Origin of the sequence: Klebsiella africana, from assembly GCF_020526085.1 — a bacterium.
In the GTDB taxonomy this organism is placed as follows: domain Bacteria; phylum Pseudomonadota; class Gammaproteobacteria; order Enterobacterales; family Enterobacteriaceae; genus Klebsiella; species Klebsiella africana.
On sequence record NZ_CP084874.1, the window covers coordinates 2,229,660 to 2,255,299 of the forward strand.

The window sequence follows — 25,640 nt, forward strand, 5'->3', positions numbered from 1 at the left end:
AGAAAAAAATGCCCGAAGCCATCGGGCAAAAAGAACAAAAATATTACGCTTCATTCATAACGCGTCTCACAAGACGGAGCGGATAGTAAAGCCTGGCGCCGTCGCGCACAATCGGCCGGTTGTTTAGAAATAAACAACCCCGCCGACCGTGCTCAGGGTGCGACCCAATGACAGGCAACCCGATGGCCGGGGACTATCTCGCGTAGCGCCGGAGGCTCTCTGCGGCAACGTTCGCTGGCCAGCGGGCAGCGGGATGAAAAGCGGCAGCCGGTGGGCGGATTGGCTGGATCCGGGATCTCGCCTTGCACCAGCGCCTGTGGTTCACTGTGCGGGTCGAGGGTGGGCACCGCGGCCAGCAGGGCGCGGGTATAGGGATGGAGAGGGCGACTGAACAGCGCATCGCGGCTGGCGCTTTCCACCAGCTGCCCGAGATACATTACCGCCACATCGTCACATAAATGCTCCACCACCCCGAGGTCATGGGAGATAAACAGGAACGTGACGCCGCGGTCGTCGCGCAGGTCGGAAAACAAATTGATAATCTGCGCCTGAATCGACACATCGAGAGCCGAGATGGGCTCATCAGCGACGATAAAATCCGGGTTAAGGATCAGCGCCCGGGCAATACCGATCCGCTGGCGCTGGCCGCCGGAGAACTGATGCGGGAAGCGGGCGTAGTGTTCCGGCGCCAGGCCACAGATCTTCATCACGGCGATCACCCGGTCATACAGCTCATCGCGGGTGCACAGCTTGTGCTGCAGCATAGCTTCGCCAATCGCGTCGCCAATACGCAGCCGTGGGTTCAGCGAGCTGTAGGGATCCTGAAACACCAGCTGCATTCTGGGCCGGATGGCGCGCAGGGCAGGCGCAGTCAGGTCGGCCAGCTCCTGACCGTGAAATTTCACGCTGCCGGCACTTTTCTCATACAGGCCAAGCAGGGTCCGGCCGACGGTGGTTTTACCGCTGCCGGACTCGCCCACCAGGCCAAAAATGGTGCCCGGACGGATGTTAAAGCTGACGCCGTCCACTGCGCGAAGCTCGCCGGTCTGCTGGCCAAACAGGCCGTAGCGCAGGGGAAAATATTTTTTCAGACCATCCACTTCAATGACATAGCGTTCGCTCATGCTGTCGCCTCCGTAAATTCGCTATAAAAGCAGGCGGCCCGCTGGCGCTCACCGAGCAGGGGCGGAATCGCCTCCCGGCAGCGCGCTGTCGCCCGCTCGCAGCGCCCTGCAAAGGCGCAGCCCGCTGGCAGAGCGGCCAGATCCGGCACCTGGCCGGGAATAGAGTACAGCCGCCGACGCCGCTCACCCGGCACCGGCCGGGAGGCGATCAGCCCCTGCGTGTAAGGGTGCTGCGGATGCCGTAACACCTCCGCGGTGGCGCCCTGTTCCACGATCCGTCCGGCATACATCACCACTACCTGCTCGGCCATCTGCGCGATCACCCCCAGATCGTGGGTAATCAGCATCATCGCCATCTGGCTGGCCCGCGCCCGATCGCGCAGCAGGCGCAGGATCTGCGCCTGCACGGTGACGTCCAGGGCGGTGGTCGGTTCATCGGCGATCAGCAGTTTGGGCCGACAGCTCAGCGCCATGGCGATCATCACCCGCTGCAGCATGCCGCCGGAAAGCTGGTGAGGATAGCGGGTCATCAGGCTGTCGCCGCGCGCCAGGCCGACCTCGCTTAACAGCTGGATGGCCTGCTGCCAGGCGGCTTTCGGCGTGGCGCCGAGGTGGCGGATCGGCGGTTCGCACAGCTGCTCCCCGATGGTCAACACCGGGTTCAGGGCCGACATCGGTTCCTGAAAGATCATGGCCAGCTGGTGGCCGCGCAGGTCGGCCATCTGTCTGGCTTTCAGCCGCAGCAGATCGCGGTCCGCGAAGCGGATCTCGCCGCCGTCGATGCGCGCCGCCTGCGGTGGCAGGAGACCCATCAGCGCCATGGCGGTGACGCTTTTGCCGCAGCCGGATTCGCCCACTACGCCAACGGTTTGTCCGGCCTGAATGGTGAAAGAGACCTCCTGCACCGCGCGCACGCGGGTGCGTTCGCCGGCGAAAGAGACGGAAAGATGATTAAAGGAGACTAACGGCGGGGTCATTTCAGCCTCGGTTTCATATTGGGATCCATGGCGTCGCGCAGGCCATCGCCCAGCACGTTGATAGCAATCACGGTGATAAAGATGGCGATGCCCGGCGGCATCCACAGCCAGGGGCGGCGCTGGAAATCGATCAGGCTATTGGCGGCATCCATCATATTGCCCCACGACGGCGTCGGCGGTACCACGCCGAGGCCGAGATAGCTCAGCGCGGATTCACTGAGAATGGCGTTGGCGACGGCCATGGTCGCCATCACCACCAGAATCGGAATGGTATTCGGCAGCAGGTGGCCAAACAGCCGGCGGCGCGCCGACAGGCCCAGCACCTGGGTGGCCAGCATAAAATCGCGTTCGCGCAGGGAGAGACATTGTCCGCGCACCAGCCGCGCCAGTCGGGGCCACTCCAGCAGGCTGAGCATCACCACTACCATGTAAATGCGCGAGTCCGGGGAAAAATCGAGCTCGGAAAGCATCGCCCCGGCGACAATTAACAGCGGTAATCCGGGAATGGTCATCACCAGGTCGGCCACGCGCATGATCAGTTTGTCGGTTAACCCGCCGAGATACCCCGAGAGGGCGCCGAGCAGGTAACCGAGAAACACTGACATCACCATGGTCAGCAGGCCGATAATCAGCGATATGCGCCCGGCCAGCAGCAGGCGGGTGTAGACATCGCGACCGAGGAAGTCGGTCCCCAGCCAGTGTTCCTCCCCGGGCGGTTGGTTGATGCTCAGAGCATCGGTGGCATCCTCTTTCCACGGCGACCAGACGGGCCCCAGCACGCACCACACCGCCATTACCGCCAACAGGATCAGGCAGAACATGGCCAGCCGGTTACGGCGCAGCTGTCGCCACCCCTGGCGCCAGGGCGAGGGGGTAATGTGCGCCAGCGCCGGGATAGCCGCCTGTCGCTGGCGGCGACGGGAAGCAAAATAAGACAGCATCATCATGACCTCACCCGAATACGCGGATCGGCCCAGGCGTACAGCACGTCGGCGAGCAGATTCCCGACTATCGTCAGCACCGCCAGAAACAGGGTAAACCCCATCAGCACCGGATAGTCGCGGGCCGCCAGCGAGTCGATATGAATGTGGCCCGCCCCCGGCCAGTTGAATACCTTTTCGGTAATGATCGCCCCGGAGAACAGCCCCGGCAGCTCGAAGCCCAGCAGGGTGATAATCGGCAGCAGGGCGTTGCGCAGGGCATGTTTGAGGATCACCGTGCGCTCCTGCAATCCCTTGGCGCGGGCGGTACGGATAAAATCCATTTTCACCACGTCGAGCATACTGGCGCGCACATAGCGCGTCAGGCTGCCCGCCTGCAGCATCACCAGCGCCAGCACCGGCAGCGCCAGGTGGGCGGCCACCTGCAGTACATACTGCCAGCCGCTCTCGTCGCTGCCGGTGTTGGTCATCCCGCCTACCGGTAGCCAGTGGAGATCGACGGCAAACCATTTAATCAGCAGCAGGCAGAGGAAAAAGGTGGGGAACGACATGGCGGCAAACACCGCGACGCTCACCAGATGATCAAACCAGGAGCCAGGTCGCAGGGCAGAAACCACGCCGACCGCCAGGCCAATGCCCCAGTAAAAGACCAGCGCGACGCTGGCCAGCAGAAAAGAGTTCCAGATGTACTGGTTGAGCAACTGGCTGACCGGGATCTGATATTGCAGTGAAAAGCCTAAATCGCCGCGAAGCAGCTGTCCCAGCCAGTGGAGGTAGCGGGTGAACAGCGGCTGGTCGAGGCCGTAGATCGCCTTCAGCTCCGCAGCGCGGGCAGCGGTGAGGGTGATATTGCCATCGATAAAGTCGCCGGGGGTTTTGGCGAACAGCATAAAAATGATGAACGAGGCCAGCAGCAGCATCGGCAGCGTTTGCAGCAAGCGCCTCAGGATGAAATTTTTCATGACGGTCTCACATCAGCCGCCGGTTAACCCGGCGGCCAGGGGGATTTACTTGACGATTTTTACATCCGGCAGGCTGCCGGTCAGGCCGTTGTAGATATCCGGCTTAAAGCCGCTGACGCGGGCGCTGCTGGCGGAAAGGATCTCGCGATAGCCGAGCAGGATCACCGGCGGATCGTCGGCCAGCACTTTATACAGCTGGTGGTAGATCGGCTTGCGCTGTTCAATGTCGAGCACCGCGTTGCCGGCGTTAATCAGCTTATCGACTTCCGCGTTATGGTAGCCGGACTCTTTAGCTTCGCTGCTGTAAAAATCCCATACCCCATCGTGCGGGTCGTTGAGGGTGCTGGTGCTAAAGGAGGCCAGATCGTAATTTCCGGCTTTACGCTGCGCCATCAGGGCGTTGAAATCCACCACCTGCGGCTTCAGCAGCACGCCAATCTGCCGCCAGTTCTCCTTGGCGATGGGGATCAGCGCATCGTTGAGCACCTTCTTGCTCACCAGCAGGGTCAGCTCCAGGCGCTGGCCGTCTTTGGCGCGGATACCGTCGGCGCCAGCTTTCCAGCCGGCCTCATCCAGCAGCTTTTTCGCCTGTGCCGGATCGTAAGGGTAAGGGTTGACGCCTTCAGCGTTAAAGGCCCAGGAGATCGGCGCGATCGGTTCGATGGCGACTTTGCCGTACCCCTGATAGACCACGTCGATCAGCTTCTGCCGATCCAGGCCGTAAATCAGCGCCTGGCGCACCCGCTTATCCTGTAGCGCCGGGCGATGCACGTTGAATTCCACCTGGCTGTAGTCGCTGGAGCCGTAAAGATTAATATTGGCGAAGCCGAGCATCTTCAGTTGCTCAATATCGTCGGGGCGCGAGGTAAAGGCGTCGTAGTCGGTCTCCCCGGTCTGGAACAGCTGGAAGTTGGTGGACGGATTGGTCACGCGATAGATAAAGCGCGGCGTTGGCGGCGTCCCACGGTAAAAATGGCTATTGGCATGGAAGCGAATTTCCTGACCGGGAATGTATTTGTCGTACACGTAAGGGCCGTTGCCCAGCGGCTTGCCGTGCAGTGAGCGCAGATAGTCGAGATTTCCCCGCTGATACCCTTTGCCGTACCAGGCTTTCGACAGTACAGGCCCGCCAATTTTGGCCAGCGTGGTGGCGCCTGGCTGCGTGGTGGTCACCTGCAGAGTGAGCGGGTCGATGACCTTCAGGCCGCTGACGCTGTCAGCCTTGCCGGCTTTGTAGTCCGCGCCGCCAGCGATATTGGCCAAGGTGATGTCGGTATCGCCATCATAGCTGGGGTCGAGCAGGACCGTCAGGGTAAAGGCGACATCTTCCGCCGTCAGCGGTGAGCCGTCGCTAAAGGTGAGGCCCGGGCGCAATTTGATGGTATAGACTTTACTGTCCGGGCTCACCGTCCAGCTCTCCGCCAGTCCCGGGACCAGCTTGCCCTGGCTGTCCCAGTCGATCAGGCGTGAAAAGATAACGTTGGTGACGTTCTCATCCCAGCCGTTGACGAAAAAGTAGGGGTTAAAGATCCCCTGCGGCTCGGAGATCCCGGCCACCACCGTGTCTGTGCGCAGTTTGGCGCTGGCCGGGATCTGGCTGGCGTCGCTGGCTGGGGTGATGCCTTCTTTCAGGAGCCCTTCCGCATGGGCAACAGAAGAAAATGCTACCACGCCGCCGAGCAGGGCCACTTTTAGCGCCAGGGCGAAGCGGGTTTTTCGGGTTTTTAATCCTTGTTGTAATCTGGACAAAAGTGCTACCTCATCAAATAATTGCGTGGTTATTTACAATTCATGACGAAAGATAAGAGGCGCACTTCGCCCTGTCTAACACTGAAACGCTATGGTTTATAACCAATTATCCTTAGCAAAGGATCGGCAATATAATCCCATTCGATGGCTAAGAAGCAGTGGTTTCCGCTGTCTGATGATGGTGGGTCAGAATGCTGTCTGCGACCCAGCCATCCTGCGCCAGCGCGCTGGCGGCCAGCGGCCCGCTCAGCCGGACCTGCAGCTGGCCGATCACCCGGCCCTGAATGCGCTCGCAGTTGCCGTACAGCAGTCGGGCGTCGCCTCCCAGCAGGCTGGCGATATGCTGCAGATTGGGTTCGCGCCCGCTGCTGCCGTCAAAACGTAAGGTCACGATCTGCTCGCCGTCGCGCAGCGCTGGCCCGGCCTCCGGGCGATCAGGGTGCTGCAGGCCGAGCATGGCGCGCGTCACCGGGTGCTGCGGGTTGCCAAACACGCGCCAGACATCGCCCTGTTCGACAATGCGCCCGCCCTCAAGCACGCTGACCCGATCGCAGAGAGTGCGAATGACCTCCATTTCGTGGGTAATTAGCACAATAGTCAGCCCCAGGCGCTGGTTAATCTCCTTCAGCAGGGTTAACACCGACAACGTGTTTTCCGGATCCAGCGCCGAAGTTGCCTCATCGCACAGCAGAATTTCCGGTTGAGTCACCAGCGCCCGGGCGATGCCGGTCCGCTGTTTCTGGCCGCCGGAAAGGCGGGCAGGATAGCTGTCGCGCAGGGCGCTGAGGCCTACCAGCTCAAGCATTTCCGTGACCCGCCGCTGTCGTTCGCCGGCCGGGACGCCAGCCATCTTCAGCGGCAAGGCGATGTTCTGCGCCACGGTTTTGGTGGCCATCAGATTAAAGTGCTGAAAAATCATCGCCACCCGCCGACGCAGGTCGCGCAGCTGGCGCGTGGAATAATGCACGGTTGACTCACCGTGGATGAACATCTCGCCGCTGTCGGCATTTTCCAGACGATTAAACAGGCGCAGCAGGGTGGATTTTCCGGCGCCGCTGCGGCCGATGATGCCGAAAATTTCGCCCTGACGGATGGTCAGGTTAATGTCCTGTAGCGCCTGCACGCCGTTAGGATAGGCTTTGCTGATACCGGCAAACTCAATATGGATCGGTGGGGCGGGGATATGCGTCACGATAATGCGCTCCGTTAGCCGGGCAGCGGCTGACGCCGCTGCCCGCGGTGATTAGAATCCAGGTAAAATTTTGCCCTGATAACGCGTCAGGATGAACTGACGAACCGCGTCCGAATGCAGCGCTTGCGCCAGCTTCTGAATGCCCGGATCCTGAATATTGTCCGGGCGCGCCACCAGATATTCGACGTACAGATCGCTGCCTTTTTCCACCAGCAACGCTTTATCGGTATCAATGCCAGCCTCCAGCGCATAGTTGGCGAAGATAAAGGCCAGGTCGACCTGCTTCACCGCCCGCGCCAGCATGGCGCCCTCCAGTTCGCGGATTTTAAAGTGATGCGGGTTACTGGTAATGTCCTTGGTTGCCGATTGCGGGTTGTGCGGATCCTTGAGGGTAATCAGCCCCGCGTTACTTAACATCACCAGCGCGCGGCCGGTATTCACCGGATCGTTAGGAATGGCAATCGTGGCGCCGTCAGGCACCGCGGCGAGGGCCGTGTATTTGCTGGAGTAGGCGCCAAAGGGCTCAATATGCACCCCCACAACCGGCACAAGATTGGTATGCCGGGTCTGATTGTAGTTATCAAGGAACGGACGGTACTGGTAGTAGTTGGCGTCGAGGTGTTTCTCCGCCAGCTGTTGGTTAGGCTGAATAAAATCGTTAAACACTTTGACCTGTAAGTCGACGCCTTCCTTTGCCAGGACCGGCTTCACAAATTCAAGGATTTCCGCATGCGGTACCGGCGTGGCGCCGACGATCAACGTCTCGTTAGCCAGCGCTGCGCTGGAGAAGAGGGCCAGCAGTCCGGCGGCAATAATGGATTTTTTCATAATCGTGATTTCCTTAAACCTGGAAGGGTAAGTTATTTGCGGCTGACGTAGCGCACCAGGCGGTCGCCGCTCATTTGCAGAAGCTGTACCAGCGCAATCAGCATCAGGACGGTGACCACCATCACGTCAGTCTGAAAGCGCTGATAACCAAAACGAATGGCCAGATCGCCCAGCCCGCCGCCGCCGATCACCCCCGCCATCGAGGTGTAGTCGACCAGCAAAATGGCCGTCACGGTCACGGCGGCGATCAGCCCGGCCCGCGACTCCGGCAGCAGCGTGTGCCAGATAAGCTGCCAGGTGCTGCCGCCCATCGACCAGCTGGCCTCCACCAGGCCGTGCTCCACTTCGCGCAGGGCGGTTTCCACCAGCCGGGCGAAGAACGGGGCGCAGCCGGCGACCAGTGGCGGAATGGTTCCTTCCACCCCCAGCGAGGTGCCGGTCAGCAACGTGGTCACCGGGATCATCACGATGAGTAAAATGATGAACGGCAGGGAGCGCAGCACGTTGACGCACAATGACAGCAGGCGGTAAAGGCGCGGGGCGTACAGCAAACGCGGCTCGCCGGTGAGATAGAGCACAATCCCCAGCGGAAGGCCCAGCAGTACGGTCCATCCCAGCGACCAGGCCAGCATAGTGAGGGTATCGAGGGCGGCCTGGGCCACATCGCTCCAGTCGATTTGCGCGAAAAACGCCAGCAGACTCGTCATATCAGTTCCAGTCATGTCGTTGCGGGCGAACGCCGTTCAGTACCCAGTTGCCAAGCAACTGATACTTCCAGCGAACCGGGTCGTGCAGGGTGTGCACCCGGGCATTGCGCCAGTGACGGTCGAGGTTGAGCGACTCACCGGTGGCGCGAGTGCCACCCAGCTCGAACAGGCGGCTGGCGGCCTCCAGCGCCACTTCGGTGGTCCAGATTTTGGCGCGGGCGACGGCCAGCGACGCTTCGGCGACGTGCTCCTCGCTGAGGTCATTTTTATAGCGATCAAGCACCCGTCCCGCCCGCTCCAGCAGCGCGTCGGCGGCGGCAAGACGGCTGTCCAGCTGACCGATATGGTAGATAGTCAGCGGATCGTCGCTCGCCTGCTCTACACCGGCGTCGATCCACGGCCGGGCACTGTGGCGCACGAACGCCACGGTATCGTCCAGCGCCGCGCGGGCGATCCCGGCGTCTATCGCCGCGGTGGTCAACTGGGCGAAGGGGCCGGCAAGGGTCGGGCTGGCGTAGGACTTCCACGTTGGAAAAAGGTGGAATGGATTAACCGGAAGATTATCGGCCAGTACGGTACCGCTGGCGGTGGTGCGCTGACCGAGGCACGCCCAGTCATTAATTACTGTCAGACCGGGACTGTTCTGTGGCACAAAGGCGAGCTGAGCCCGCTCGTCGGCGTCCAGCGCCAGAATGCCAATCCAGTGGGCGTACAGCGAGCCGGTGCAGTAGCCTTTGCGGCCATTGATCCGCAGACCATCTGCGCCTTCCACGATACGGGTACGAATATCAAGGACCGTTTTCCCCCCGGTTTCCGACAGGGCATTGGCGAAGCGATAGCCCTGTAATACCTGGGCGAAAAAGTACGCCTGCTGGTCGTCGCTACCCTGCAGACGAATATCCTCCAGCAGGCAGTAGTGGTTCTGGGGTATCTGGCCTAACGACGGATCCGCTGCAGAGAGAATGGCGATAACCTGCGCGAGGGTCGCGGCCGAGACCTCGGCGCCGCCAAAGCGGCGCGGCACCGTGATGCCCCACAGTCCGCTGTTGGAATAGGTGTTGACGATCTCCGCCGGGACAATGCCCGTCCGGTCGCGCTCGGCGGCGCCGGGTTTAAGCACGGCGGCGATCTCATGGGCGATGGCGAGGGCTTCCGCATCGCTGGCAATAATATGCGCCTGCGGCGTGGACTGGGTGTAAGGCAGAGCGGGTGAACTGGCTGACATCATCTTCTCTCTTATTCAGTAGATAGCTTATGCATAAATTAGATAAATAAATAATTCATAATGCCTGGATGTTATATGTATGCATAAGCAAAACCTGTGCCAGCGAGAGAGGAAGGCGCGATGGCGTTATTTAGCGGGTTGCAAAGGTCTGCTGCTGGTGCGGACTGCTGCAAATGCAGCGCAGTTTTGCGCCGGCTGTTGCAAAGGCAACAGTTGGAGAAACGATCGCCGGACAGAGGGGGCTGTCCGGCGGTGAGTATGGCGAGGCCTCAGCGCCCCTTCGCCGCTGGGGGAAGCAGTGAGGGGGCGGTCGCCGTTAGCGGCTGCCAGAGCCGCTCGGGCTCGCTAAATCCCTCTTCGACGAGGGCAAAAAAGCGGCTGGCGTGGAGACCGTCGACGAAGGCATGGTTAAACCGCCCGGCCACCGGGATCACGCCGTTCTGCAGTTTCCCCCAGGTGAGCGCGGGGACCGCCGCGCCGACGGCATATTCCGCATGGGTCATCGAGGTGAAGTGGAGCCACGGTAGACAGCTGGCGCAGATAAAATGCTCGCCATCGACGATGAGCGGCGCCGGGGATGTCTCTTTTGCCGCGACGATCTTCGGCGTGGCCGCGTCGCTGAAGGCGGTGAACTCGGGGGCGTTGTCGCACCACACCTGGCGGAATCCCTCCCCAACGGTCATTACCGGCGTCATTACCGCCAGACTGTCATATTCAATCACGTCATCGTTCCGCACGCGCTGGCGTAGCTGCGGTACCCCGTTGGCCGCGCGCAGCAGGGCATAGAGCGCGAGCTGAAAAAACGAGACCCGACGGTCCTTCGCACATTCATACAGGCGCTGCGCCGCTATCGGCACGCAGAGGTTAAAGCTGGGGTTGGCAAATTGGCGGTAAAAGGTGAAATGGTCCCGACGTGGCCAGGATGCGGTGTCGATAATCCGGTAATGAGCCATGGATGCCTCCTTATTGCTGGCGGTCTGCTGACTATGCGACGATTTCGATCAGGTTGCCATCGGGATCGGCAATCACCGCCTCATAATAGCCGTCGCCGGTGGTGCGCGGCGGCGAAACCAGTATCCCGGCGGCCTCGGCGCGTTGAGCGAGCGCATCGACCTGTTCCGCACCGCCCACCGAGAGGGCCAGATGCGCCCAGCCGGTATGGTTGTTATCCGCGCTGGTCTGCTGCAGGCCTGGCTTGGTCATCAGCTCGATCACCACCTCGTCGTCGATAGTAACAAAATAGGAGGCAAAACCGGGGTTGGTCTGGCTAAGGTATTGTTCGTTGATGCTGGCGGCAAAGAACTCCACCCAGAAGCGGGCCTGAACGTCTAGCTGCTGAGTCCACAGGGCGAGATGGGCAATTTTCATGGTAAACCTCCGGGCAGGAATGTTGACAACCAGAGCAGGGCAGACGATTATGCTTGCTGTTGCTCGGTTATGATTGTTTAAGGATTATGTTATGCTCGATTATGCTGCTTTCCCTCAACAACGACAAGCGCTGATTTGCCAGATCCTGCAGGAAAACGGCAGAGTAGTGTGCGCGGAGCTGGCGGCGAGGCTACAGGTGTCGGAGCATACTATTCGGCGCGATCTGCATGAGCTCAGCCGTGAGGGGGTGTGTAAAAAGGTGTATGGCGGGGCGGTGCTGAGTCTGCCGGAGGCCGGGGACTACAGTGAGCGGAAAGATAAAAATCGCGCGACAAAGCTCAGGATCGCGCAGCAGTGCGCCCGACTGGTGAAGCCCGGCGGCACTATTTTCATTGATACCGGCACCACTAATCTGGCGATGGCCGAGGCACTGCCTGCCGAGCTGGCGCTGACGGTGGTGACGAATTCCCCGGAGATCGCCGCGGTATTGGTGAAAAAACCGCTGTATGACGTGGTGATCCTCGGCGGCCAGGTGCAGCGGGCAAGCGGCGGCTGCGTCGGCGCCGCGGCTGTGGCTCAGGTGCAGGGCATGTTATTCGACCAGGGGTTTATCGGCGGCTGCGCCATGGCGCCAGAGTCGGGCCTGACCGGCTTTGACTATGCCGACTGCGAGTTCAAGAAAGCGGTCATTAAACAGTGCAGCGAAATTATTGTTGGCCTGACCTCGGATAAAATTCCGGCAGTAGCGAGGTTTGTGGTCGCCGCCAGCAGCGATATCGATGTGCTGGTGGTGGAAGAGAATATCAGTCGCGAATATCGTGCTGCCTTTCAACAGCACGATATTCGCATCCATACCGTGTAACCCGCTAGCGGGTAAGGGAGGTGGCGATAAGCCGCAGGCCCAGTGCCCCTAGCACCGTCGCGGTGGCGATGTCGATCCGTCGCTTCAGCCGCAGGTAGACGCGCCGCGGGCGGTCGGCAGACAACACCAGCGCCACCAGCGAATACCAGCTGACGTCAATCAGAAAGCTCATCAGCGGCACAATATAATAGAAAGCGGTAGGGATCTGCGCCGGTAGCAGGGCGGTAAAAATTGAGGCGAACACCAGCGCGGTTTTGGGATTGCTCAGCTGGGTATACAGCCCGTCGCGGAAGGTCTTCAGCAGCGAACGGCTGCCGGCCATGCCGCTGGCGGAAAAGTCCATCGGCTGTGCCGACCCGCGAAAAATTTTATAGCCCAGCCACAGCAGATAGAGTCCGCCCGCCACCTTTAAACCAATGAACAGCTCGGGTACCGCGGTAAGCACCTTCTGCAGGCCCAGCATCGCCATAATGGAAAAAATGGCCGCACCGGCGCCGGTACCGAGGGCGGTCACCATACCGTGCAGACGCGAGCGGGCGACCGCATTACGCGCGACAAAGATAAAGCTTGGACCGGGACTGATCACGCCCATGATCAGCACCGCGGCAATGGCCATCAGGCTGGATAGGAACATAGCGACTCCTGTTATGTCCGCCGCTGGCAGGCGGTCGGTAACATGTGACGGTTGGAGCCGACAGAGTAGCAAACTGGTTCAGGAAAGCACGTCAAAAAGGTGTGGTTAAGGCGGGGAGAAGTGGGCGTTGGCGGCGCGCGTTTTCTGCGCAACTGTTTGAATAACGATTCCCATTCTTGTCATCGATGGTAAACTGAATAAATGTGATCTTTGTCATACCGTAATAACAACAGAGAAGAGACACTGCTATGCAACATATCATTGAGGGCTTCCTCAACTTCCAGAAAGAGATCTTCCCCCAGCGTAAAGAGCTCTTCCGCAGCCTGGCCTCCAGCCAGAATCCCAAAGCGCTTTTCATCTCCTGTTCTGACAGCCGTCTGGTGCCGGAACTGGTTACCCAGCAGGAGCCGGGACAGCTCTTTGTCATTCGTAATGCCGGGAATATCGTGCCGTCTTTCGGGCCGGAGCCGGGCGGCGTTTCCGCGACCATCGAATACGCCGTGGTTGCGCTGGGCGTGACGGATATTGTGATCTGCGGCCACTCCAATTGCGGCGCGATGAAAGCCATCGCCACCTGCCAGTGCCTCGAGCCGATGCCGGCGGTGTCTCACTGGCTGCGCTATGCCGATGCCGCGAAAGCGGTGGTGGAAAAGAAAACCTGGGCCAGCGAAACCGATAAGGTCAACGGCATGGTGCAGGAAAACGTCATCGCTCAGTTGAACAACATCAAAACCCATCCATCGGTGGCGGTCGGTCTGCGCGACCATACCCTGCGCCTGCATGGCTGGTTCTACGACATCGAAACCGGCGACATTCAGGCGCTGGATAAAAACACGAAATCCTTTGTTTCGCTGTCGGAAAATCCGGACGTCTTTTTCGAATAAAGTCGTTCCAGGGCACGGAGGCCCTGTACAACTCTCAACCCCCCCCCCCCACGCAAGTTTTGCCAACATGGGCGCCGCTTTGCAGTTAGCGAAAGGCCTCTGACAGTTTCGCCACGACAGACCTATCAGCGCTATGCCGACAAGCCACAAATGATCCAGCGAATCGGGAATTTTTTGTTATCAGGCTCTTTTTTGGGCTGAGAGTTAGTATTATCCGGGAACGGGCGAATGCCACATTGACCTGCTGGGAAACGTCAGGAAGGGGAAAAAAGTAAAGCGCCCTCAAGGCTGGCGCTTCAGGAAACGTTTAAGGTAAAAGGGATTATTTACTCAGTTCAGCCGTCATATGAACACGGTTGTTAAACTGGGCGCTGGTAATTTTATAGGATGCACCCTGTTCTGCGGCCTGGGCGGCAATTTTTGCTTCCGCGCGGTCCAGCGTGGAGGCAGTGGCGCTGATGCTTTGGGCGAAGCTGGCAGCAGAGAACAGAGACAGCGCAGCAACAGCAACGAAAGTTTTGATGAATTTCATGGTCGTATTCCTTAATTTGGTGTCTGATAAAGGGCCTGTCGCCCTGATGTGATAAAGAATACGCTTGAGGCCTTGAGGTTAAAATCAAAACAATTTGCGAAACTCTTTCAAATAATATGAATGATTTTCCAGCGTCCGTGAGGCTGCGCGCTGCGCGTGGGTTGGGATAGCGGCTGTGTTCAGGCTGCGGAGATCGGCAGACAAGTGACTAAAAGAGAGCCTGGCGGTCATGAAATGATGGAAATGGCTATGACTGACCAGACGGAAATTCACTTTAATCCTTTCCAGACCGTTATAGACCCGCTTACGATTAATTCCCAGCGTAGCGGCCATTTGATGAACCGACTGACCCTTCATTGTGGCATCAATCATCCGCATTTCCAGGCGGTTGAGCGGGGCTCGTTGACGGGAAGAAACGCTCTGACGTTGGTGACGCGGCACGAGTGGCCAGCGATGCTCGGCCAGGCAGCGCAGAAGGCGGCTCACTTCACGTACCGTTTCGCGCTGGCTGACCCACAGTAGGGTATCCGCGAAAAAGGCACGGCCACGCTTTACGTGACCGGCTGACGTAAAGCCGATGACCAGGCCCTGAAAGTGCTGAGCGATTTCAGTGGCAGCCAGGTAATCATGATAGTTTTCCAGTGACAGAATAATCACATCCAGCCCGGACAGTTCTGGTAGATGGCTGAGGGGCAGGGAGTGAATAACCTTTAATTCGGGCGTCGTTTTCTGAATATCCCGAAAACACTGGGCAAGACCAATATTAAAATAAATATTATTGCTGTGAATTAAAATGTTCAACGGGAAATACCTGTTACAAGCGACGTATTGGGATCCAGAGAGGGGGTTAGCTACGTACCAGGAGTTTCTTCATATCAGCAGGCGAGGTGTTAATATAATTCAACATCCCCGGCGGCTTAAATGAATAAATTTCGGCTACATACGCATTATTAATATAATACCCTTCACATTTAACCCTAATAATTAATGTGTTTTCCACCCCCACCTCGGCTAGTCGGGATTTCAAGCTCTGAATGACCTGCCATAGGCGCTGCGCGGAAGGGCGGAGATTATTTTTTTCCCAGACATTAATCATTAACTCTTCGTCGTTGACTATCCGTTCTCTGCCATGCGCCAGCAGGTACTCCAGTAAACAGGCCATGGTGCTACGCAGTTGAATCTGTTTTCGGGCCCCTCGTAGGGTAATAATTTCCCGATGATGCAGGCAGTAGAAAATATCATCTGCTAACTTATAGCCAAGTAGTTTATAGCCTTTAGTCATCCACCACTCCATGATAAATTCTCTTATTGCCGATGCAGATTACCTGCCAGGCGCGTCCTGACCAAGTTAATTTTATCAGCTAGAATAATCAAAACAAATAACTATACACGTATACATAACTAGAATAAAAATCTGATAATCTTGCTCTCTTCTGTTGGATTATGTGGTATAGGAAAAGTCTTAATCAAGGGGCGGTCACAGGCAAGCGGTTGAAAATATGGATGGCAGAAAAAAATAAAACCACTTACATTGATCTAGATCAATTTAATAACTTTCAACTGGTATTGGACATTTACACAGGAAAACAAAGACTGAAATAACTTACGTTATGCGATGTTAAGCTGATTCTGAACTTATGGAATTACCCAGGGAACTGTTCACGACTTTACAGGAGCGTTTTTATGGTTATTGCAACGCGTAAGCCTCTGTGCAACAAACGCTGGTCGGCCAGTCCGGCCTCTCAGGATCTTCATCTCACCCAACTACGCCATCCATGGGTCGCCACTAAAGCCAGCTGCAAAAGTAAAAAAGCCTGGAAAAGCCGCGGTTAGCGGCCTGTCCAACCGCCCTTACATAAAGCCCTGCTTGCCCCTGCGGACATGCAGGGCTTACCTCTGCGACGTTTACACCGCCCGCAACAGATAGCCGGAGGGGGTCTCCACCACCCTGGCAAAACCAGGCAGGCCAAGATGCATCCCGGCGATCAGCCATTGTTCGCTGGCGGCCTGACGCAGCAGGTTCTCGCGGGTTTGCCGGGCCTGGTCAGGATCGACGTCGAAAGCCACCGATACCTCGGGCCGCGCGGTCTGGATCGGCGGAAAATGGACGATATCCCCCCAGATCAGCAGCGAGGTATCGCCCAGTTCCAGTCGATAGCCGGTATGCCCGGGGGTATGGCCGGGTAGCGCACATGGCTGGATACCTGCCACCCTTGTTTCTTCATTAAGTTCACGAATTTGTTCTGCGCAGATCGCCAGCACGCGGCGGACGAACAGCACGTTGCGCTGGCCGCGATCGCTGGCATGGGTGAGGGTCGACGCCGCAAGCCAGTAAGCGCTTTCCCGCAAAGGCAGGAACACCGTGGCGTTGGGATACGCCGGAGCGCCAGCGGCCGTCAGCAGGCCACCAATATGGTCCGGGTGTGCGTGGGTCAGGAGGATGGTGTCGATTTCTTCAGGGCGTACGCCGAGCAGCGCCAGATTGGCGATAAGTTCGCCGCCGACGCCGTTGACCCCACCGGTGCCGGTATCCACCAGCACCGTGTGCCCACGACCACGGATCAAATAGGCGCCAATCTGGATGGACTCTGGTGAAGCGATTCCGGCCTGTCGCTGCAGGCGCGCCGCTTCATCAGGAGGCAATCCCGAGAGTAATGTCAGTGGCGCTGACATCAGACCATCACTCACGGCGGTCACCGTCAGGTCGCCTGCGGTCAACGTATAAAAGGGGGCTGATGTCATGGCGACCTCACGTGCGCTGCGCCGGGTTACGTAACCGGGCGGTGATGGGCTGATAGATAAAGACGGCGGCAGTCGTGCCCAGGTGATGCAGGTCGTCACGGGGGACGATGGCGGCATACCGGATTTGTTCGGTCGCCAGGCCGCCAGGCTGCATGACGATCGCCTGCGTGACGGGTAGCGCCTGAGGCGTATCGCTCAGCAGCAGCACCTCATCCTGTCGGACCTCCCGCACGTCGCCATCTGTAACATAGAGGTGGCGGTGCCAGTCAATGATCGCCGATTGCCAGCGGGCAAAATGGCCGCCGCCGTGGCGGCGATAGGCGTCGCTGTCGATGACCGTAGCATCATGGACATCGTGCAGCGCCAGGTAGCGAGGACAGTCCTCGCTGAGGGCGCGAAAGCGCTGGGAGGCGTAGAAACCGGGCACAGAGACCAGCGCCGGCAGTTTTTCCTGATTGTAAAAGGTATTCCACGCCGCTTCGCTTTGTGGGTCGGTGTAGGCGCATTCGACGACATAGAGCATTGGGACCTCGCTGGACAGATGATTGCGCGCACAAGGCGCTTTAGTGAGTTTTCATCATCCTATCGGCTAAAACTGGCGCTGAAAAACGACGTTAATTCAAGGTTCAGTGATATTCTGTCACTGACTTTCGCCGAGGCCGTACAGGAGCCATCGTTATGCGTCGTAAAATCCCCAGCAGCGCTGCGCTACTGGCTTTTGAGGCCGCCGCCCGCCACGGCAATTTTGCCCGCGCCGCGGCGGAGCTCGCGTTAACGGAAGGGGCGATCAGTCGGCAGATAGCCCGTCTGGAAGCGCTCCTCAACAGCAAACTCTTCGACAGAACAGGGAGTCGGGTACGGCTCAACCCGGCAGGCGCTCGCTATGCCCGCCAGGTCCGTGAGATTCTCACCCGACTGGAGCGGGAGACCCATGACGTCAGCGGGATGCCCGCCGAGGGTCGCAGTCTGGAGATCGCTGTGCTCCCCACCTTTGCCAGCCGCTGGTTAATTCCCCGGCTCGGGCGCTTTACGGCGCAGCATCCACATATCGTGGTTAATATCGCCGCCCGCAGCGATCCCTTCATCCTGCCGGGAAGCGGATTTGATGCCGCCATCCATTTTGATCACCCGGCGTGGACGGGCATGGAGGTGACGTTTTTGTTCGAGGAGTATCTGCTGCCGGTCTGTCATGCTGCGCTGCTGACGGATGACGATCTTCCGGGGCTGCTTAACCGGCTAACGCGCATTCACCGGAGGCAAAACCCGGATGCCTGGCTGCACTATGCTCGTGAGTGTGGTCTGGCGCTGGATAACCCCTCTCAGGGACCGCGCTACGATCTGCATGAGATGGCGATCGCCGCGGTACTAAGTCAGCAGGGAGTGGCCCTGGTGCCGAAGATGTATGTGGAAAGCGAGCTGCGCGCCGGAACGCTGGCCGCCCCGTGGCCGGGCTCCCCGACGCTGGCTAAGCGCTTCTGCCTGATCAAACCCGGCGGCGGGGAGGGGGAGCCAGCGCTGCAGATGTTTGAGCGCTGGCTGCTGGCTGAGATTGCGGCAGGTTAGGGAATGGCTGTACCTGGAGCCGGTAATGTTGCCCGCTGGCGGGCATATTTGCCTGGTGATATCCCGGTATAACGGGTAAAGGCCACGCTGAACGCGCTGGCCGAGCCATAGCCCAGGCGCTCGGCGATATCCGCAATGCTCATGCCCGTCTCGCCCAGCCACTGCATGGCCAGCGTCATTCGCCAGCCTAACAGATAGCCCATCGGGGTCATCCCGATCAGGCCGGTAAAGCGTTCAAATAATGTCGAACGAGACAGCGCGCAGTCGGCTGCCAGGGCGTTGACCGTCCAGCGTCTGGCGGGCTCCTGATGCAGCAGGCGAATTGCCTGAGCGATCCGTGGGTCGCTCAGGCCGCGCACCAGACCGGGGGTCGCAAGAGTTCCGGTGGAACGGATGGCTTCGATGAAAAGCAGTTCCACCATCCGCGCCAGAACAAAAGATTTGCCCGCGCGATCCGCCTGCGCTTCCTCTTTCAGCAGCCCGACAAAGGTGGCCAGCCTCGGCTCGTCGCGGACTACCACAAAGGCTGGCAACAGCGAGGCCAGCAGGCTGGCGTTCGTCGAACCGGAAGCGCAGTGGCCAATTAGCGCCTGCATCTGCACAGGCTTGTCGAGGGCGCCCAGCCGAAAGTGTCCCTCCGCCAGTTGCACCGGGAGGGTCTCCAGCGCTGGAGAAGGGGGCGGGGTCAGGCTGGTTAGGGCGAAGCGGTACGCCGCCGGGATCAGAATAAAATCTCCGGCGCGCAGGATCTGCGGCTCATACTGGTCAATTTCCAGCCGACAGCCCCCTTCCAGCACGACGCCATAAAATGACAACCCCTGGTCCGAGCGTCGCACTCGCCAGTCTCCCGCCCCTTCGATGGTTTTGGTCAGCACCGCTCTGAGATGTAACATCGCGATGACCTCCGCCAGCGGATCGCTCATTTCCGGACTCCTGCTAATGAATGATGGATTATTGACCCTATATCGTCCTGCGCGGCCTGTCTATGATGAAAAGGAAGAAACCAATCGGAGACAGAGATATGCAAACGATTATGATCACCGGCTGCTCATCGGGTTTTGGCCTGGAGACGGCGCGTTATTTTCTCGAGCAAGGCTGGAAGGTTATTGCCACCATGCGCACGCCGCAGGAAGGAGTGCTGCCCGCCAGCGACCGCCTGCGTCTGGTGCGTCTTGACGTCACCTCGGCGCAGAGTATCGCAGAGGCTATTGCTGAGGCGGGCGAGATTGATGTGCTGGTTAACAATGCCGGGGTGGGGATGCTTAATGCTCTGGAGGGTGCCTCGCGCGAGGCGATAACCGACCTGTTTGCCACCAATACCCTGGGAACAATCGCCATGACTCAGGCGGTGATCCCCCAGTTCAGAGCGCGCCGAAGTGGAGCAATTGTCAATATTACCTCGGCGGTGACCCTGCAACCGATGCCTCTGCTGGCGGTCTATACCGCAAGCAAGGCGGCGGTGAATGCCTTCACGGAGTCGCTGGCGCTGGAGCTGCGTGCTTTTAATATTCGCGTCGGGCTGATCCTCCCGGGACGCGCCCCGCAGACCCGGTTCGGGGAAAACGCTCGCCGGACGATGGGGCAGCTCCCGGAGAGCTATGCGGCGCTCGGTCAGCAGATCTTCGACAGCATGCAGGATAACGCCCGCGTGACGCAGGCGACCGATGTCGCTCAGGCCGTCTGGCGAATGGTGCACGATCCTGATACCCCTGTGCGGCTGCCGGCAGGGGAAGATGCCCTGGCGATGGCGCAGGCCAGTCTTAGCCGTGTCTGAGGCAATATGCGGGGCTTGTCTGTCAGACGGTAGGTGCGCAAGCTGCCGCTAGGCTTTATGGCCGGGGAATATTATCCCTGTCAGGATCGCGTGGATAATATTAGCTGTTATACGAAATAACGGTTGGGCGGTGCTTACTCATGTAAATCAGGACAGCAATGTATTTCATGGTGCGTTTTTCGCAGTTTATTCTGGATACGTGCGATCCGTGCACCATATTATTACATGATCAATGACTCAGGTCTTTTATATTTAATTTCTAAATGTCATTCGGGCGTTAATCTTAAAAATTTAGTCTGGCCAGGCCGGGGCTGGACTTTCTTTATTCTCTTGTGGCAAGGTTTTATCCCTTATTTACCGCATGCTTGCTTTATTACGCCAGAGATAGTTTTCAGTATGGAATCTTGTTTTTGCGAAGCCACCGCTTCCGCCCTGCGTCCAGACGGCTTCCTTCTCTGGCATGACAAAATATTGTCAGTTTATTTTTTTTATTCTGTTTATCGTCTTTTTCAACATTACACAGCCACCTCCGAGCTGAACCGAAATACCGCTGAACTCAAACTGAATGTACTCCGCGAATACGCGGAGACAAACGGGATTTTCATGTGCATGTATTGCTGAGTGTCTGTTATCCAGGACGTTAAAAAAAGCAACCGTTCTGCCTTGCTCAGTGCGCTTAGGGTTCCTTTAGGAGACAGCGATGGGCGGTAGCGTTCGCGAAAACAGGCGGGTGCGTTAGCGCAGCCAGGGGGCGGGACGGCGGAGGTAAATGAATGAAGGACGTTGTGATGGAGCTTAACACCAGAAAAGATGGAGTAAAGCGATGAGTAACAGCCTGCTGAATCAGCAGATATTGCCGGTGCTGAGTTAGCAACTGTTACCCCATATAGCGGCAGGACAGAAGCCGCAGCACCTGACCCTGGACTGGGATGAGGTAGAGGGGGAGCGCCTCCAGAGGCGTGTCCGCTTTTTTCGCAGGAAGTCTGCCGGGTTATTATTATCCATTGGTGCTGAAACATCCAGAGCAATATATACGTCGCGATATCTGAAGCGTAGAAATCCGATACTGCATGATAAACTGCAAAATCTGGGAGATCTGGATCTTCTGTATTTTCTTGTTGAGGATATTGTAAAACCTTTCGAAACAGCGTGTATGGTCGGTGATAAGAATTCAGCAGAATTTAACAAAATATGTGAATACTTCTTTGGTGGATTATGAATATAAAACGAACATTACTCATCATACTTTCCCGTGTTACCAGAGGGGCAGGTATGGGATTAGGTGCTTCAGGTATCGCGCTGGCTGGCTGGTTCTTTTTTTTCTCAGTCAATGAATATAAATATCTCTGGGGTTTACTTTCAGTTGTGGAATTCCTGGTGGGGTATCTGATATATCGATTTGCATATGCATATATTTATGATGAATGGAATGATTATCATTAAAAATTAAACGGCATGATCTGCTAATCGATTATTGATGCTCAATAAAAGGGTTGGCTTCCACAACATTCATGTTGGCTAGTATGGAAGGCGCAGGAAAAACTCTTTTCCAGTGCACAACAGTTTTGTCAGCAAGACCATCGGGGAGCAGGTGATAAAATTCAGGAATTACAGAAGAAAAACGGATTGGTGCGTCTGAATGGACTCGAACCATCGACCCCCACCATGTCAAGGTGGTGCTCTAACCAACTGAGCTACAGACGCATTATGGTGCGTTTAATTGGACTCGAACCAACGACCCCCACCATGTCAAGGTGGTGCTCTAACCAACTGAGCTATAAACGCATTATGGTGCGTTCGATTGGACTCGAACCAACGACCCCCACCATGTCAAGGTGGTGCTCTAACCAACTGAGCTACGAACGCAATGTTGTGGTGACAACGGGGACGCATATTAACGGCAGGGAGGGGATGTGGCAAGAGGTAAACATCACTTTTCTTGTACATTGCATGCGATTGCGGAACTTTTACCCATTCCGGATATATTTTACTGAACCACAAGGATATTTCTTCGCCAGCGAGCGTCACGGCTCTCATTTTTCAGCCAGTCCAATCCTGCGCGAAAGGGTTGCCGTTGTGTTAAATTATCGGCCACCAGAAGAGAAGGAGTCATAACGAAGATGAAATCGATTGGTATTTTCTGCGGTTCTTCAGCTGGCGAGCATCCGCTGTATCTTGAAACTGCCCGTCTGGTTGGACGTACGATGGCGCAGCAGGGGCTGGCGCTTGTCTATGGCGGCGGCAAAGTCGGTCTGATGGGGGCGGTCGCCGATGCGGCGCTGGAGGCCGGTGGCGTGGTGATAGGTGTGATGCCGCGCGGCCTGGTAGAGCGGGAAATTGCCCACCGTGGTTTGACGGACCTGCATGTGGTCGAGGATATGCACGAACGGAAAACCAAAATGGCGGCGCTGGCGGATGGCTTTATTGCCCTGCCGGGCGGGGCGGGGACGCTCGAAGAAATTTTCGAACAGTGGACCTGGGCGCAGCTGGGGATCCATGAGAAACCGTGCGCGTTCCTGAATATCAAGGGCTATTACGATCCGCTTCAGGCGATGGTGGAAAACATGGTGCGGGAAGGGTTTATGCACCCGCGCTACGCGGAGATGCTGCCGTTTGCAGACTCGGCAGATGAGATTATCACCGGTTTTCGCGACTATACACCGCCGGCCCGTAAATGGGTTCAGCAGCCCGCTATTTAAACATCAAACGCAGGGTAAACAGCGCGCAGACGATGAGCAGTAACAGCAGCAATTCGAAGCGATAGCGTTGCAGCATGATGTCCTCCAGAAAAAAAACCGGCGCTGATCAGCGCCGGTTTATCACCTTTTACGCCCTGACCGTTATGCCGCTGGTTTAACCGCCGGTTTAGCTGCATGGTGCGCTGCTTTGTGGTGCTTTTTCGCTGCCTGGGCTTTTTGCTCAGCAGCCGGTTTCGCAGCGGCTTTATGGTGTTTCTTCGCGGCCTGGGCTTTCTGTTCGGCTGCCGGTTTAGCGGCCGCTTTATGATGTTTCTTATGGTGAACGGTGGTATGGCTGGCTGCTGTACTCGGGGTGGTGCTCGCTGCATCGGCAGCGAAAGCAACTGACGACAGACCCATAGCAGCGGCAACGACCAGAGCTAATACTTTTTTCATTCTGCAATCCTCGACTTGGTTTCTTGAGTAACCCCACTGCGGGGCTGTTGGCAACACTATAAGCGCCTGCCGGGAGGCCATCAGTGAGTCTTTGGTGTCAGGGAGTAACGGAATGTACAACGCGGCCGTTATAGCGGAGAACGAAAAAGCCCGCCGGAGCGGCGGGCTTAGACAAGTTAGCGCGCAGCGCGCTGTAAGATGATGCTCGAAGGCTGGCGCTGCAGAAAACGCATCCGCAGCATCATCATGATGGCGGCGGAGGTCAGACCGATGATAAATCCGCACCAGAAACCGGCAGGTCCCATGCGGGGCACAATCATATCGGTCAGCGCCAGCAGATAGCCGCTCGGCAAACCCAGCACCCAGTACGCAGTGAACGTGATAAAAAAGATAGACCGCGTGTCTTTATAGCCGCGAAGGATGCCGCTGCCGATCACCTGAATGGAGTCAGAGATCTGATAGATAGCCGCCAGCAGCATCAGGTGCGAGGCCAGCGTCACTACCTCCGGGTTGTCGTTATACAGCAGGGCAATCTGCTTACGCATCAGCACGGTAAAGATAGCAGTAAACACCGCCAGGCAGACGCCCACGCCCACGCCGGTGCGGGCCGAAACCTGGGCATCTATCGTAGAGCCCTGGCCAAGGCGGAAGCCGACGCGAATGGTGACCGCTGCCGCCAGCGACAGCGGCAGAACGAACATCAGCGAACTGAAGTTCAGCGCGATCTGGTGTCCGGCGACGTCAATGATCCCAAGCGGGGAGACCAGCAGCGCGACGACGGCAAACAGGGTGACTTCAAAGAACAGCGCCAGAGCAATGGGCAGCCCCAGCTGCACCAGTCGTAACAGAACGGCGAAATCGGGACCATTGAAGCCCTCGGCGCAGCGAATATCCCGCATCGAACGCGCCCGGCGCACCCACCACAGCATGCTGGCGAACATCACCCAGTAAACGGAGGCCGTCGCCACGCCGCAGCCGACGCCGCCCAGCTCGGGCATGCCGAAATGACCATAGATAAAGATATAGTTCACCGGAATGTTGACCAGTAAGCCAATAAAGCCCATGACCATCCCGGGCTTGGTTTTTGCCAGCCCTTCACACTGGTTACGCGCTACCTGGAAGAACAGATAGCCCGGCGCGCCCCACAGCAGCGCGCGCAGATAGCCAACCGCCTTTTCTGCCAGCAACGGATCGATGTTATGCATAGAGCTGATGATATACCCGGCATTCCACAGCACGACCATGATCAGCACCGAGACAAAGCCGGCCAGCCAGAAGCCCTGACGCACCTGCGGCGCGATACGCTCCCGCCGCCCGGAGCCGTTAAGCTGCGCCACCACCGGGGTCAGCGCCAGCAGCAGGCCGTGGCCGAAGAGGATCGCCGGCAGCCAGATGGAGGTCCCGATGGCCACGGCGGCCATATCCGTGGCGCTGTAGCCACCCGCCATCACGGTATCGACAAAACCCATCGCCGTCTGCGCCACCTGCGCAAGAATGACGGGTATGGCCAGAGCTAATAACTGACGCGCTTCAATAAAATACTTCTGCACGTGAACACCTTCGAATTGTTGTTATTTTGAGACTAAAAAAGCCGCCGTAACTGGCAGCAAGGGGATAAAAATGAGGAATTTCCAGTCTATTGTAGCGAGGATTGGCTATTAAGCCAGTGAAAAAAGAGTTGGGGCACGAAGCGCGCTGGCAACCGCTTTGCCCTCCTGTTATTGTTCCCGATAGCGAAAACGGTAATCATACCGTCATGATTTTCAACAGGAGCCTAAGATGTTTACAGGTATTGTTCAGGGAACCGCGAAAGTGGTCTCCATTGATGATAAACCCAATTTTCGCACCCACGTGGTGGAGCTACCGGCACATATGCTGGAGGGGCTGGAAACCGGCGCCTCGGTTGCCAATAACGGCTGCTGCCTGACGGTGACTGAAATCAACGGCGCGCGCATCAGCTTCGATTTGATGAAAGAGACACTGCGCATCACCAACCTCGGCGATATCAAGATCGGCGATGAAGTGAACGTTGAGCGAGCGGCGAAATTCAGCGATGAGATTGGCGGGCATTTAATGTCCGGTCATATTATGACCACCGCGGAAATCGTGAAGATCCTGACCTCCGAAAATAACCGTCAGATCTGGTTTAAAGTGCAGGATCCGACGCTAATGAAATATATCCTCTATAAAGGATTCATCGGTATTGATGGCATTAGTCTGACGGTGGGTGAGGTGACGGCTACCCGTTTCTGCGTGCATCTTATTCCGGAGACGCTGCAACGGACCACCCTGGGAGCGAAAAAGCTGGGCGATCGCGTCAATATTGAGATCGATCCGCAGACCCAGGCGGTTGTCGATACGGTTGAACGCGTGCTGGCTGCGAAAGAGATTGCGGCTAAGATCAATGAGGCCTGAAAAAAAATCCCCCGCTGATAAGCGGGG

Annotated in this window: 29 protein-coding genes, 3 tRNA genes and 1 pseudogene; 9 read left to right on the plus strand and 24 right to left on the minus strand. The window is 57.7% G+C overall.

What is annotated here, in order from left to right:
* Positions 1 to 152: 152 nt before the first annotated feature.
* The 11 genes from LGL98_RS10820 to LGL98_RS10870 form a co-directional block, all read right to left on the minus strand.
* A complete protein-coding gene (locus LGL98_RS10820) occupies positions 153 to 1,124 on the minus strand; it encodes an ABC transporter ATP-binding protein (RefSeq protein WP_136032504.1) in 972 nt (323 codons plus the stop codon).
* Complete coding sequence (locus tag LGL98_RS10825) at positions 1,121 to 2,101, minus strand: ABC transporter ATP-binding protein (protein ID WP_136032506.1); 981 nt, start codon at positions 2,099 to 2,101, stop codon at positions 1,121 to 1,123. Before LGL98_RS10825 ends, LGL98_RS10820 begins: the two co-directional genes overlap by 4 nt.
* Complete coding sequence (gene opp4C, locus LGL98_RS10830; RefSeq protein WP_136032508.1) at positions 2,098 to 3,048, minus strand: oligopeptide ABC transporter permease; 951 nt, start codon at positions 3,046 to 3,048, stop codon at positions 2,098 to 2,100. The genes LGL98_RS10825 and opp4C overlap by 4 nt, the downstream gene beginning before the upstream one ends.
* On the minus strand, positions 3,045 to 4,004 hold the full coding sequence (locus tag LGL98_RS10835; protein WP_008804589.1) for an ABC transporter permease: 960 nt from the start codon (positions 4,002 to 4,004) through the stop codon (positions 3,045 to 3,047). The genes opp4C and LGL98_RS10835 overlap by 4 nt, the downstream gene beginning before the upstream one ends.
* Positions 4,005 to 4,049: 45 nt before the next feature.
* Positions 4,050 to 5,753, minus strand: a complete 1,704-nt coding sequence (locus LGL98_RS10840; protein WP_136032510.1) for an ABC transporter substrate-binding protein — start codon at positions 5,751 to 5,753, stop codon at positions 4,050 to 4,052.
* Positions 5,754 to 5,901: 148 nt separating this feature from the next.
* Positions 5,902 to 6,945: a methionine ABC transporter ATP-binding protein gene (locus LGL98_RS10845; RefSeq protein WP_136032512.1), complete on the minus strand. Its 1,044-nt coding sequence runs from the start codon at positions 6,943 to 6,945 to the stop codon at positions 5,902 to 5,904.
* Between the two features lie 51 nt (positions 6,946 to 6,996).
* Entirely contained in the window at positions 6,997 to 7,773 is a 777-nt protein-coding gene (locus LGL98_RS10850; protein ID WP_136032514.1) for a MetQ/NlpA family ABC transporter substrate-binding protein, read from the minus strand.
* A 32-nt stretch (positions 7,774 to 7,805) separates the two neighbouring features.
* Positions 7,806 to 8,480 carry a methionine ABC transporter permease gene (locus LGL98_RS10855; RefSeq protein WP_136032516.1) on the minus strand — a complete coding sequence of 225 codons (675 nt, stop codon included), beginning with the start codon at positions 8,478 to 8,480 and terminating at the stop codon, positions 7,806 to 7,808.
* Between the two features lies 1 nt (position 8,481).
* On the minus strand, positions 8,482 to 9,708 hold the full coding sequence (locus tag LGL98_RS10860) for an SfnB family sulfur acquisition oxidoreductase (protein WP_136032517.1): 1,227 nt from the start codon (positions 9,706 to 9,708) through the stop codon (positions 8,482 to 8,484).
* A gap of 266 nt (positions 9,709 to 9,974) precedes the next feature.
* Complete coding sequence (locus LGL98_RS10865) at positions 9,975 to 10,658, minus strand: CatA-like O-acetyltransferase, family 1 (RefSeq protein WP_136032520.1); 684 nt, start codon at positions 10,656 to 10,658, stop codon at positions 9,975 to 9,977.
* Positions 10,659 to 10,689: 31 nt separating this feature from the next.
* Complete coding sequence (locus LGL98_RS10870) at positions 10,690 to 11,073, minus strand: VOC family protein (RefSeq protein WP_136032522.1); 384 nt, start codon at positions 11,071 to 11,073, stop codon at positions 10,690 to 10,692.
* A 91-nt stretch (positions 11,074 to 11,164) separates the two neighbouring features.
* Here LGL98_RS10870 and LGL98_RS10875 point away from each other — a divergent pair, with 91 nt between their 5' ends.
* Entirely contained in the window at positions 11,165 to 11,935 is a 771-nt protein-coding gene (locus tag LGL98_RS10875) for a DeoR/GlpR family DNA-binding transcription regulator (protein ID WP_136032524.1), read from the plus strand.
* 4 nt (positions 11,936 to 11,939) lie between these two features.
* Here the strand turns inward: LGL98_RS10875 and LGL98_RS10880 are convergent, their stop codons facing one another.
* A complete protein-coding gene (locus tag LGL98_RS10880; RefSeq protein ID WP_136032526.1) occupies positions 11,940 to 12,569 on the minus strand; it encodes a LysE family translocator in 630 nt (209 codons plus the stop codon).
* 248 nt (positions 12,570 to 12,817) lie between these two features.
* Here LGL98_RS10880 and LGL98_RS10885 point away from each other — a divergent pair, with 248 nt between their 5' ends.
* Complete coding sequence (locus tag LGL98_RS10885; RefSeq protein WP_002907811.1) at positions 12,818 to 13,453, plus strand: carbonic anhydrase; 636 nt, start codon at positions 12,818 to 12,820, stop codon at positions 13,451 to 13,453.
* Between the two features lie 322 nt (positions 13,454 to 13,775).
* Here the strand turns inward: LGL98_RS10885 and LGL98_RS10890 are convergent, their stop codons facing one another.
* From LGL98_RS10890 to LGL98_RS10900, 3 genes are all read right to left on the minus strand, one after another.
* Positions 13,776 to 13,985 carry a YdgH/BhsA/McbA-like domain containing protein gene (locus LGL98_RS10890; RefSeq protein WP_016946501.1) on the minus strand — a complete coding sequence of 70 codons (210 nt, stop codon included), beginning with the start codon at positions 13,983 to 13,985 and terminating at the stop codon, positions 13,776 to 13,778.
* Positions 13,986 to 14,069: 84 nt separating this feature from the next.
* Positions 14,070 to 14,786 (minus strand): hypothetical protein, encoded by a 717-nt coding sequence (locus tag LGL98_RS10895; protein WP_136032527.1) that lies wholly within the window; start codon positions 14,784 to 14,786, stop codon positions 14,070 to 14,072.
* A 46-nt stretch (positions 14,787 to 14,832) separates the two neighbouring features.
* Entirely contained in the window at positions 14,833 to 15,267 is a 435-nt protein-coding gene (locus LGL98_RS10900; protein ID WP_136032529.1) for a winged helix-turn-helix domain-containing protein, read from the minus strand.
* 401 nt (positions 15,268 to 15,668) lie between these two features.
* On the opposite strand from LGL98_RS10900, the gene LGL98_RS10905 reads away from it, so the two are divergent.
* Positions 15,669 to 15,818 (plus strand): hypothetical protein, encoded by a 150-nt coding sequence (locus tag LGL98_RS10905; protein WP_168435331.1) that lies wholly within the window; start codon positions 15,669 to 15,671, stop codon positions 15,816 to 15,818.
* A 72-nt stretch (positions 15,819 to 15,890) separates the two neighbouring features.
* Here LGL98_RS10905 and LGL98_RS10910 read toward each other — a convergent pair whose 3' ends face one another.
* Both LGL98_RS10910 and LGL98_RS10915 read right to left on the minus strand, forming a co-directional pair.
* A complete protein-coding gene (locus LGL98_RS10910) occupies positions 15,891 to 16,727 on the minus strand; it encodes an MBL fold metallo-hydrolase (RefSeq protein ID WP_136032531.1) in 837 nt (278 codons plus the stop codon).
* A 7-nt stretch (positions 16,728 to 16,734) separates the two neighbouring features.
* Positions 16,735 to 17,250, minus strand: coding sequence for a DUF4286 family protein (locus LGL98_RS10915; RefSeq protein WP_136032533.1), 516 nt, complete (start codon positions 17,248 to 17,250; stop codon positions 16,735 to 16,737).
* 155 nt (positions 17,251 to 17,405) lie between these two features.
* On the opposite strand from LGL98_RS10915, the gene LGL98_RS10920 reads away from it, so the two are divergent.
* Complete coding sequence (locus tag LGL98_RS10920) at positions 17,406 to 18,290, plus strand: LysR substrate-binding domain-containing protein (protein WP_136032534.1); 885 nt, start codon at positions 17,406 to 17,408, stop codon at positions 18,288 to 18,290.
* Here the strand turns inward: LGL98_RS10920 and LGL98_RS10925 are convergent.
* Positions 18,287 to 19,213 carry an AraC family transcriptional regulator gene (locus LGL98_RS10925; RefSeq protein ID WP_136032536.1) on the minus strand — a complete coding sequence of 309 codons (927 nt, stop codon included), beginning with the start codon at positions 19,211 to 19,213 and terminating at the stop codon, positions 18,287 to 18,289. The two genes, LGL98_RS10920 and LGL98_RS10925, sit on opposite strands and share 4 nt — an antisense overlap.
* A gap of 98 nt (positions 19,214 to 19,311) precedes the next feature.
* Here LGL98_RS10925 and LGL98_RS10930 point away from each other — a divergent pair, with 98 nt between their 5' ends.
* From LGL98_RS10930 to LGL98_RS10935, 3 genes and pseudogenes are all read left to right on the plus strand, one after another.
* On the plus strand, positions 19,312 to 20,064 hold the full coding sequence (locus LGL98_RS10930; RefSeq protein WP_136032538.1) for an SDR family oxidoreductase: 753 nt from the start codon (positions 19,312 to 19,314) through the stop codon (positions 20,062 to 20,064).
* Between the two features lie 950 nt (positions 20,065 to 21,014).
* Positions 21,015 to 21,283 (plus strand): annotated as a pseudogene (locus LGL98_RS26320) (hypothetical protein); the annotation flags it as partial.
* Positions 21,284 to 21,336: 53 nt separating this feature from the next.
* Positions 21,337 to 21,507 (plus strand): hypothetical protein, encoded by a 171-nt coding sequence (locus tag LGL98_RS10935; RefSeq protein WP_168435344.1) that lies wholly within the window; start codon positions 21,337 to 21,339, stop codon positions 21,505 to 21,507.
* Between the two features lie 184 nt (positions 21,508 to 21,691).
* Here LGL98_RS10935 and LGL98_RS10940 read toward each other — a convergent pair.
* The 3 genes from LGL98_RS10940 to LGL98_RS10950 form a co-directional block, all read right to left on the minus strand.
* Positions 21,692 to 21,768: transfer RNA gene (locus LGL98_RS10940), tRNA-Val, on the minus strand.
* A gap of 4 nt (positions 21,769 to 21,772) precedes the next feature.
* Positions 21,773 to 21,849: transfer RNA gene (locus LGL98_RS10945), tRNA-Val, on the minus strand.
* A gap of 4 nt (positions 21,850 to 21,853) precedes the next feature.
* A tRNA-Val gene (locus LGL98_RS10950) sits at positions 21,854 to 21,930 on the minus strand.
* A 254-nt stretch (positions 21,931 to 22,184) separates the two neighbouring features.
* Between LGL98_RS10950 and LGL98_RS10955 the strand changes: the two genes are divergently transcribed.
* A complete protein-coding gene (locus LGL98_RS10955; RefSeq protein WP_136032542.1) occupies positions 22,185 to 22,763 on the plus strand; it encodes an LOG family protein in 579 nt (192 codons plus the stop codon).
* Here the strand turns inward: LGL98_RS10955 and ydgU are convergent.
* From ydgU to mdtK, 3 genes are all read right to left on the minus strand, one after another.
* Positions 22,756 to 22,839: a small membrane protein YdgU gene (gene ydgU, locus LGL98_RS26400; RefSeq protein WP_002907795.1), complete on the minus strand. Its 84-nt coding sequence runs from the start codon at positions 22,837 to 22,839 to the stop codon at positions 22,756 to 22,758. The two genes, LGL98_RS10955 and ydgU, sit on opposite strands and share 8 nt — an antisense overlap.
* Positions 22,840 to 22,904: 65 nt before the next feature.
* Positions 22,905 to 23,198, minus strand: coding sequence for an acid resistance repetitive basic protein Asr (gene asr, locus LGL98_RS10960; RefSeq protein WP_136032546.1), 294 nt, complete (start codon positions 23,196 to 23,198; stop codon positions 22,905 to 22,907).
* A gap of 176 nt (positions 23,199 to 23,374) precedes the next feature.
* Positions 23,375 to 24,748, minus strand: coding sequence for an MdtK family multidrug efflux MATE transporter (gene mdtK, locus LGL98_RS10965; protein WP_025710853.1), 1,374 nt, complete (start codon positions 24,746 to 24,748; stop codon positions 23,375 to 23,377).
* Between the two features lie 229 nt (positions 24,749 to 24,977).
* Between mdtK and LGL98_RS10970 the strand changes: the two genes are divergently transcribed.
* Positions 24,978 to 25,613: a riboflavin synthase subunit alpha gene (locus LGL98_RS10970; protein ID WP_136032548.1), complete on the plus strand. Its 636-nt coding sequence runs from the start codon at positions 24,978 to 24,980 to the stop codon at positions 25,611 to 25,613.
* The last annotated feature ends 27 nt before the right edge of the window (positions 25,614 to 25,640 follow it).

Coding starts and splice junctions, on each gene's coding strand:
- LGL98_RS10885 (WP_002907811.1), top strand. CDS start 12,818: ATGCAACATATCATTGAGGGCTTCCTCAACTTCCAGAAAGAGATCTTC.
- LGL98_RS10865 (WP_136032520.1), bottom strand. CDS start 10,658: ATGGCTCATTACCGGATTATCGACACCGCATCCTGGCCACGTCGGGAC.
- LGL98_RS10875 (WP_136032524.1), top strand. CDS start 11,165: ATGCTCGATTATGCTGCTTTCCCTCAACAACGACAAGCGCTGATTTGC.
- LGL98_RS10910 (WP_136032531.1), bottom strand. CDS start 16,727: ATGACATCAGCCCCCTTTTATACGTTGACCGCAGGCGACCTGACGGTG.
- LGL98_RS10905 (WP_168435331.1), top strand. CDS start 15,669: ATGGTTATTGCAACGCGTAAGCCTCTGTGCAACAAACGCTGGTCGGCC.
- LGL98_RS10820 (WP_136032504.1), bottom strand. CDS start 1,124: ATGAGCGAACGCTATGTCATTGAAGTGGATGGTCTGAAAAAATATTTT.
- LGL98_RS10935 (WP_168435344.1), top strand. CDS start 21,337: ATGGGATTAGGTGCTTCAGGTATCGCGCTGGCTGGCTGGTTCTTTTTT.
- LGL98_RS10825 (WP_136032506.1), bottom strand. CDS start 2,101: ATGACCCCGCCGTTAGTCTCCTTTAATCATCTTTCCGTCTCTTTCGCC.
- LGL98_RS10860 (WP_136032517.1), bottom strand. CDS start 9,708: ATGATGTCAGCCAGTTCACCCGCTCTGCCTTACACCCAGTCCACGCCG.
- LGL98_RS10880 (WP_136032526.1), bottom strand. CDS start 12,569: ATGTTCCTATCCAGCCTGATGGCCATTGCCGCGGTGCTGATCATGGGC.
- LGL98_RS10835 (WP_008804589.1), bottom strand. CDS start 4,004: ATGAAAAATTTCATCCTGAGGCGCTTGCTGCAAACGCTGCCGATGCTG.
- LGL98_RS10870 (WP_136032522.1), bottom strand. CDS start 11,073: ATGAAAATTGCCCATCTCGCCCTGTGGACTCAGCAGCTAGACGTTCAG.
- LGL98_RS10955 (WP_136032542.1), top strand. CDS start 22,185: ATGAAATCGATTGGTATTTTCTGCGGTTCTTCAGCTGGCGAGCATCCG.
- LGL98_RS10900 (WP_136032529.1), bottom strand. CDS start 15,267: ATGACTAAAGGCTATAAACTACTTGGCTATAAGTTAGCAGATGATATT.
- LGL98_RS10855 (WP_136032516.1), bottom strand. CDS start 8,480: ATGACGAGTCTGCTGGCGTTTTTCGCGCAAATCGACTGGAGCGATGTG.
- ydgU (WP_002907795.1), bottom strand. CDS start 22,839: ATGCTGCAACGCTATCGCTTCGAATTGCTGCTGTTACTGCTCATCGTC.
- opp4C (WP_136032508.1), bottom strand. CDS start 3,048: ATGATGATGCTGTCTTATTTTGCTTCCCGTCGCCGCCAGCGACAGGCG.
- LGL98_RS10850 (WP_136032514.1), bottom strand. CDS start 7,773: ATGAAAAAATCCATTATTGCCGCCGGACTGCTGGCCCTCTTCTCCAGC.
- LGL98_RS10915 (WP_136032533.1), bottom strand. CDS start 17,250: ATGCTCTATGTCGTCGAATGCGCCTACACCGACCCACAAAGCGAAGCG.
- LGL98_RS10970 (WP_136032548.1), top strand. CDS start 24,978: ATGTTTACAGGTATTGTTCAGGGAACCGCGAAAGTGGTCTCCATTGAT.
- LGL98_RS10920 (WP_136032534.1), top strand. CDS start 17,406: ATGCGTCGTAAAATCCCCAGCAGCGCTGCGCTACTGGCTTTTGAGGCC.
- LGL98_RS10925 (WP_136032536.1), bottom strand. CDS start 19,213: ATGAGCGATCCGCTGGCGGAGGTCATCGCGATGTTACATCTCAGAGCG.
- asr (WP_136032546.1), bottom strand. CDS start 23,198: ATGAAAAAAGTATTAGCTCTGGTCGTTGCCGCTGCTATGGGTCTGTCG.
- LGL98_RS10890 (WP_016946501.1), bottom strand. CDS start 13,985: ATGAAATTCATCAAAACTTTCGTTGCTGTTGCTGCGCTGTCTCTGTTC.
- LGL98_RS10930 (WP_136032538.1), top strand. CDS start 19,312: ATGCAAACGATTATGATCACCGGCTGCTCATCGGGTTTTGGCCTGGAG.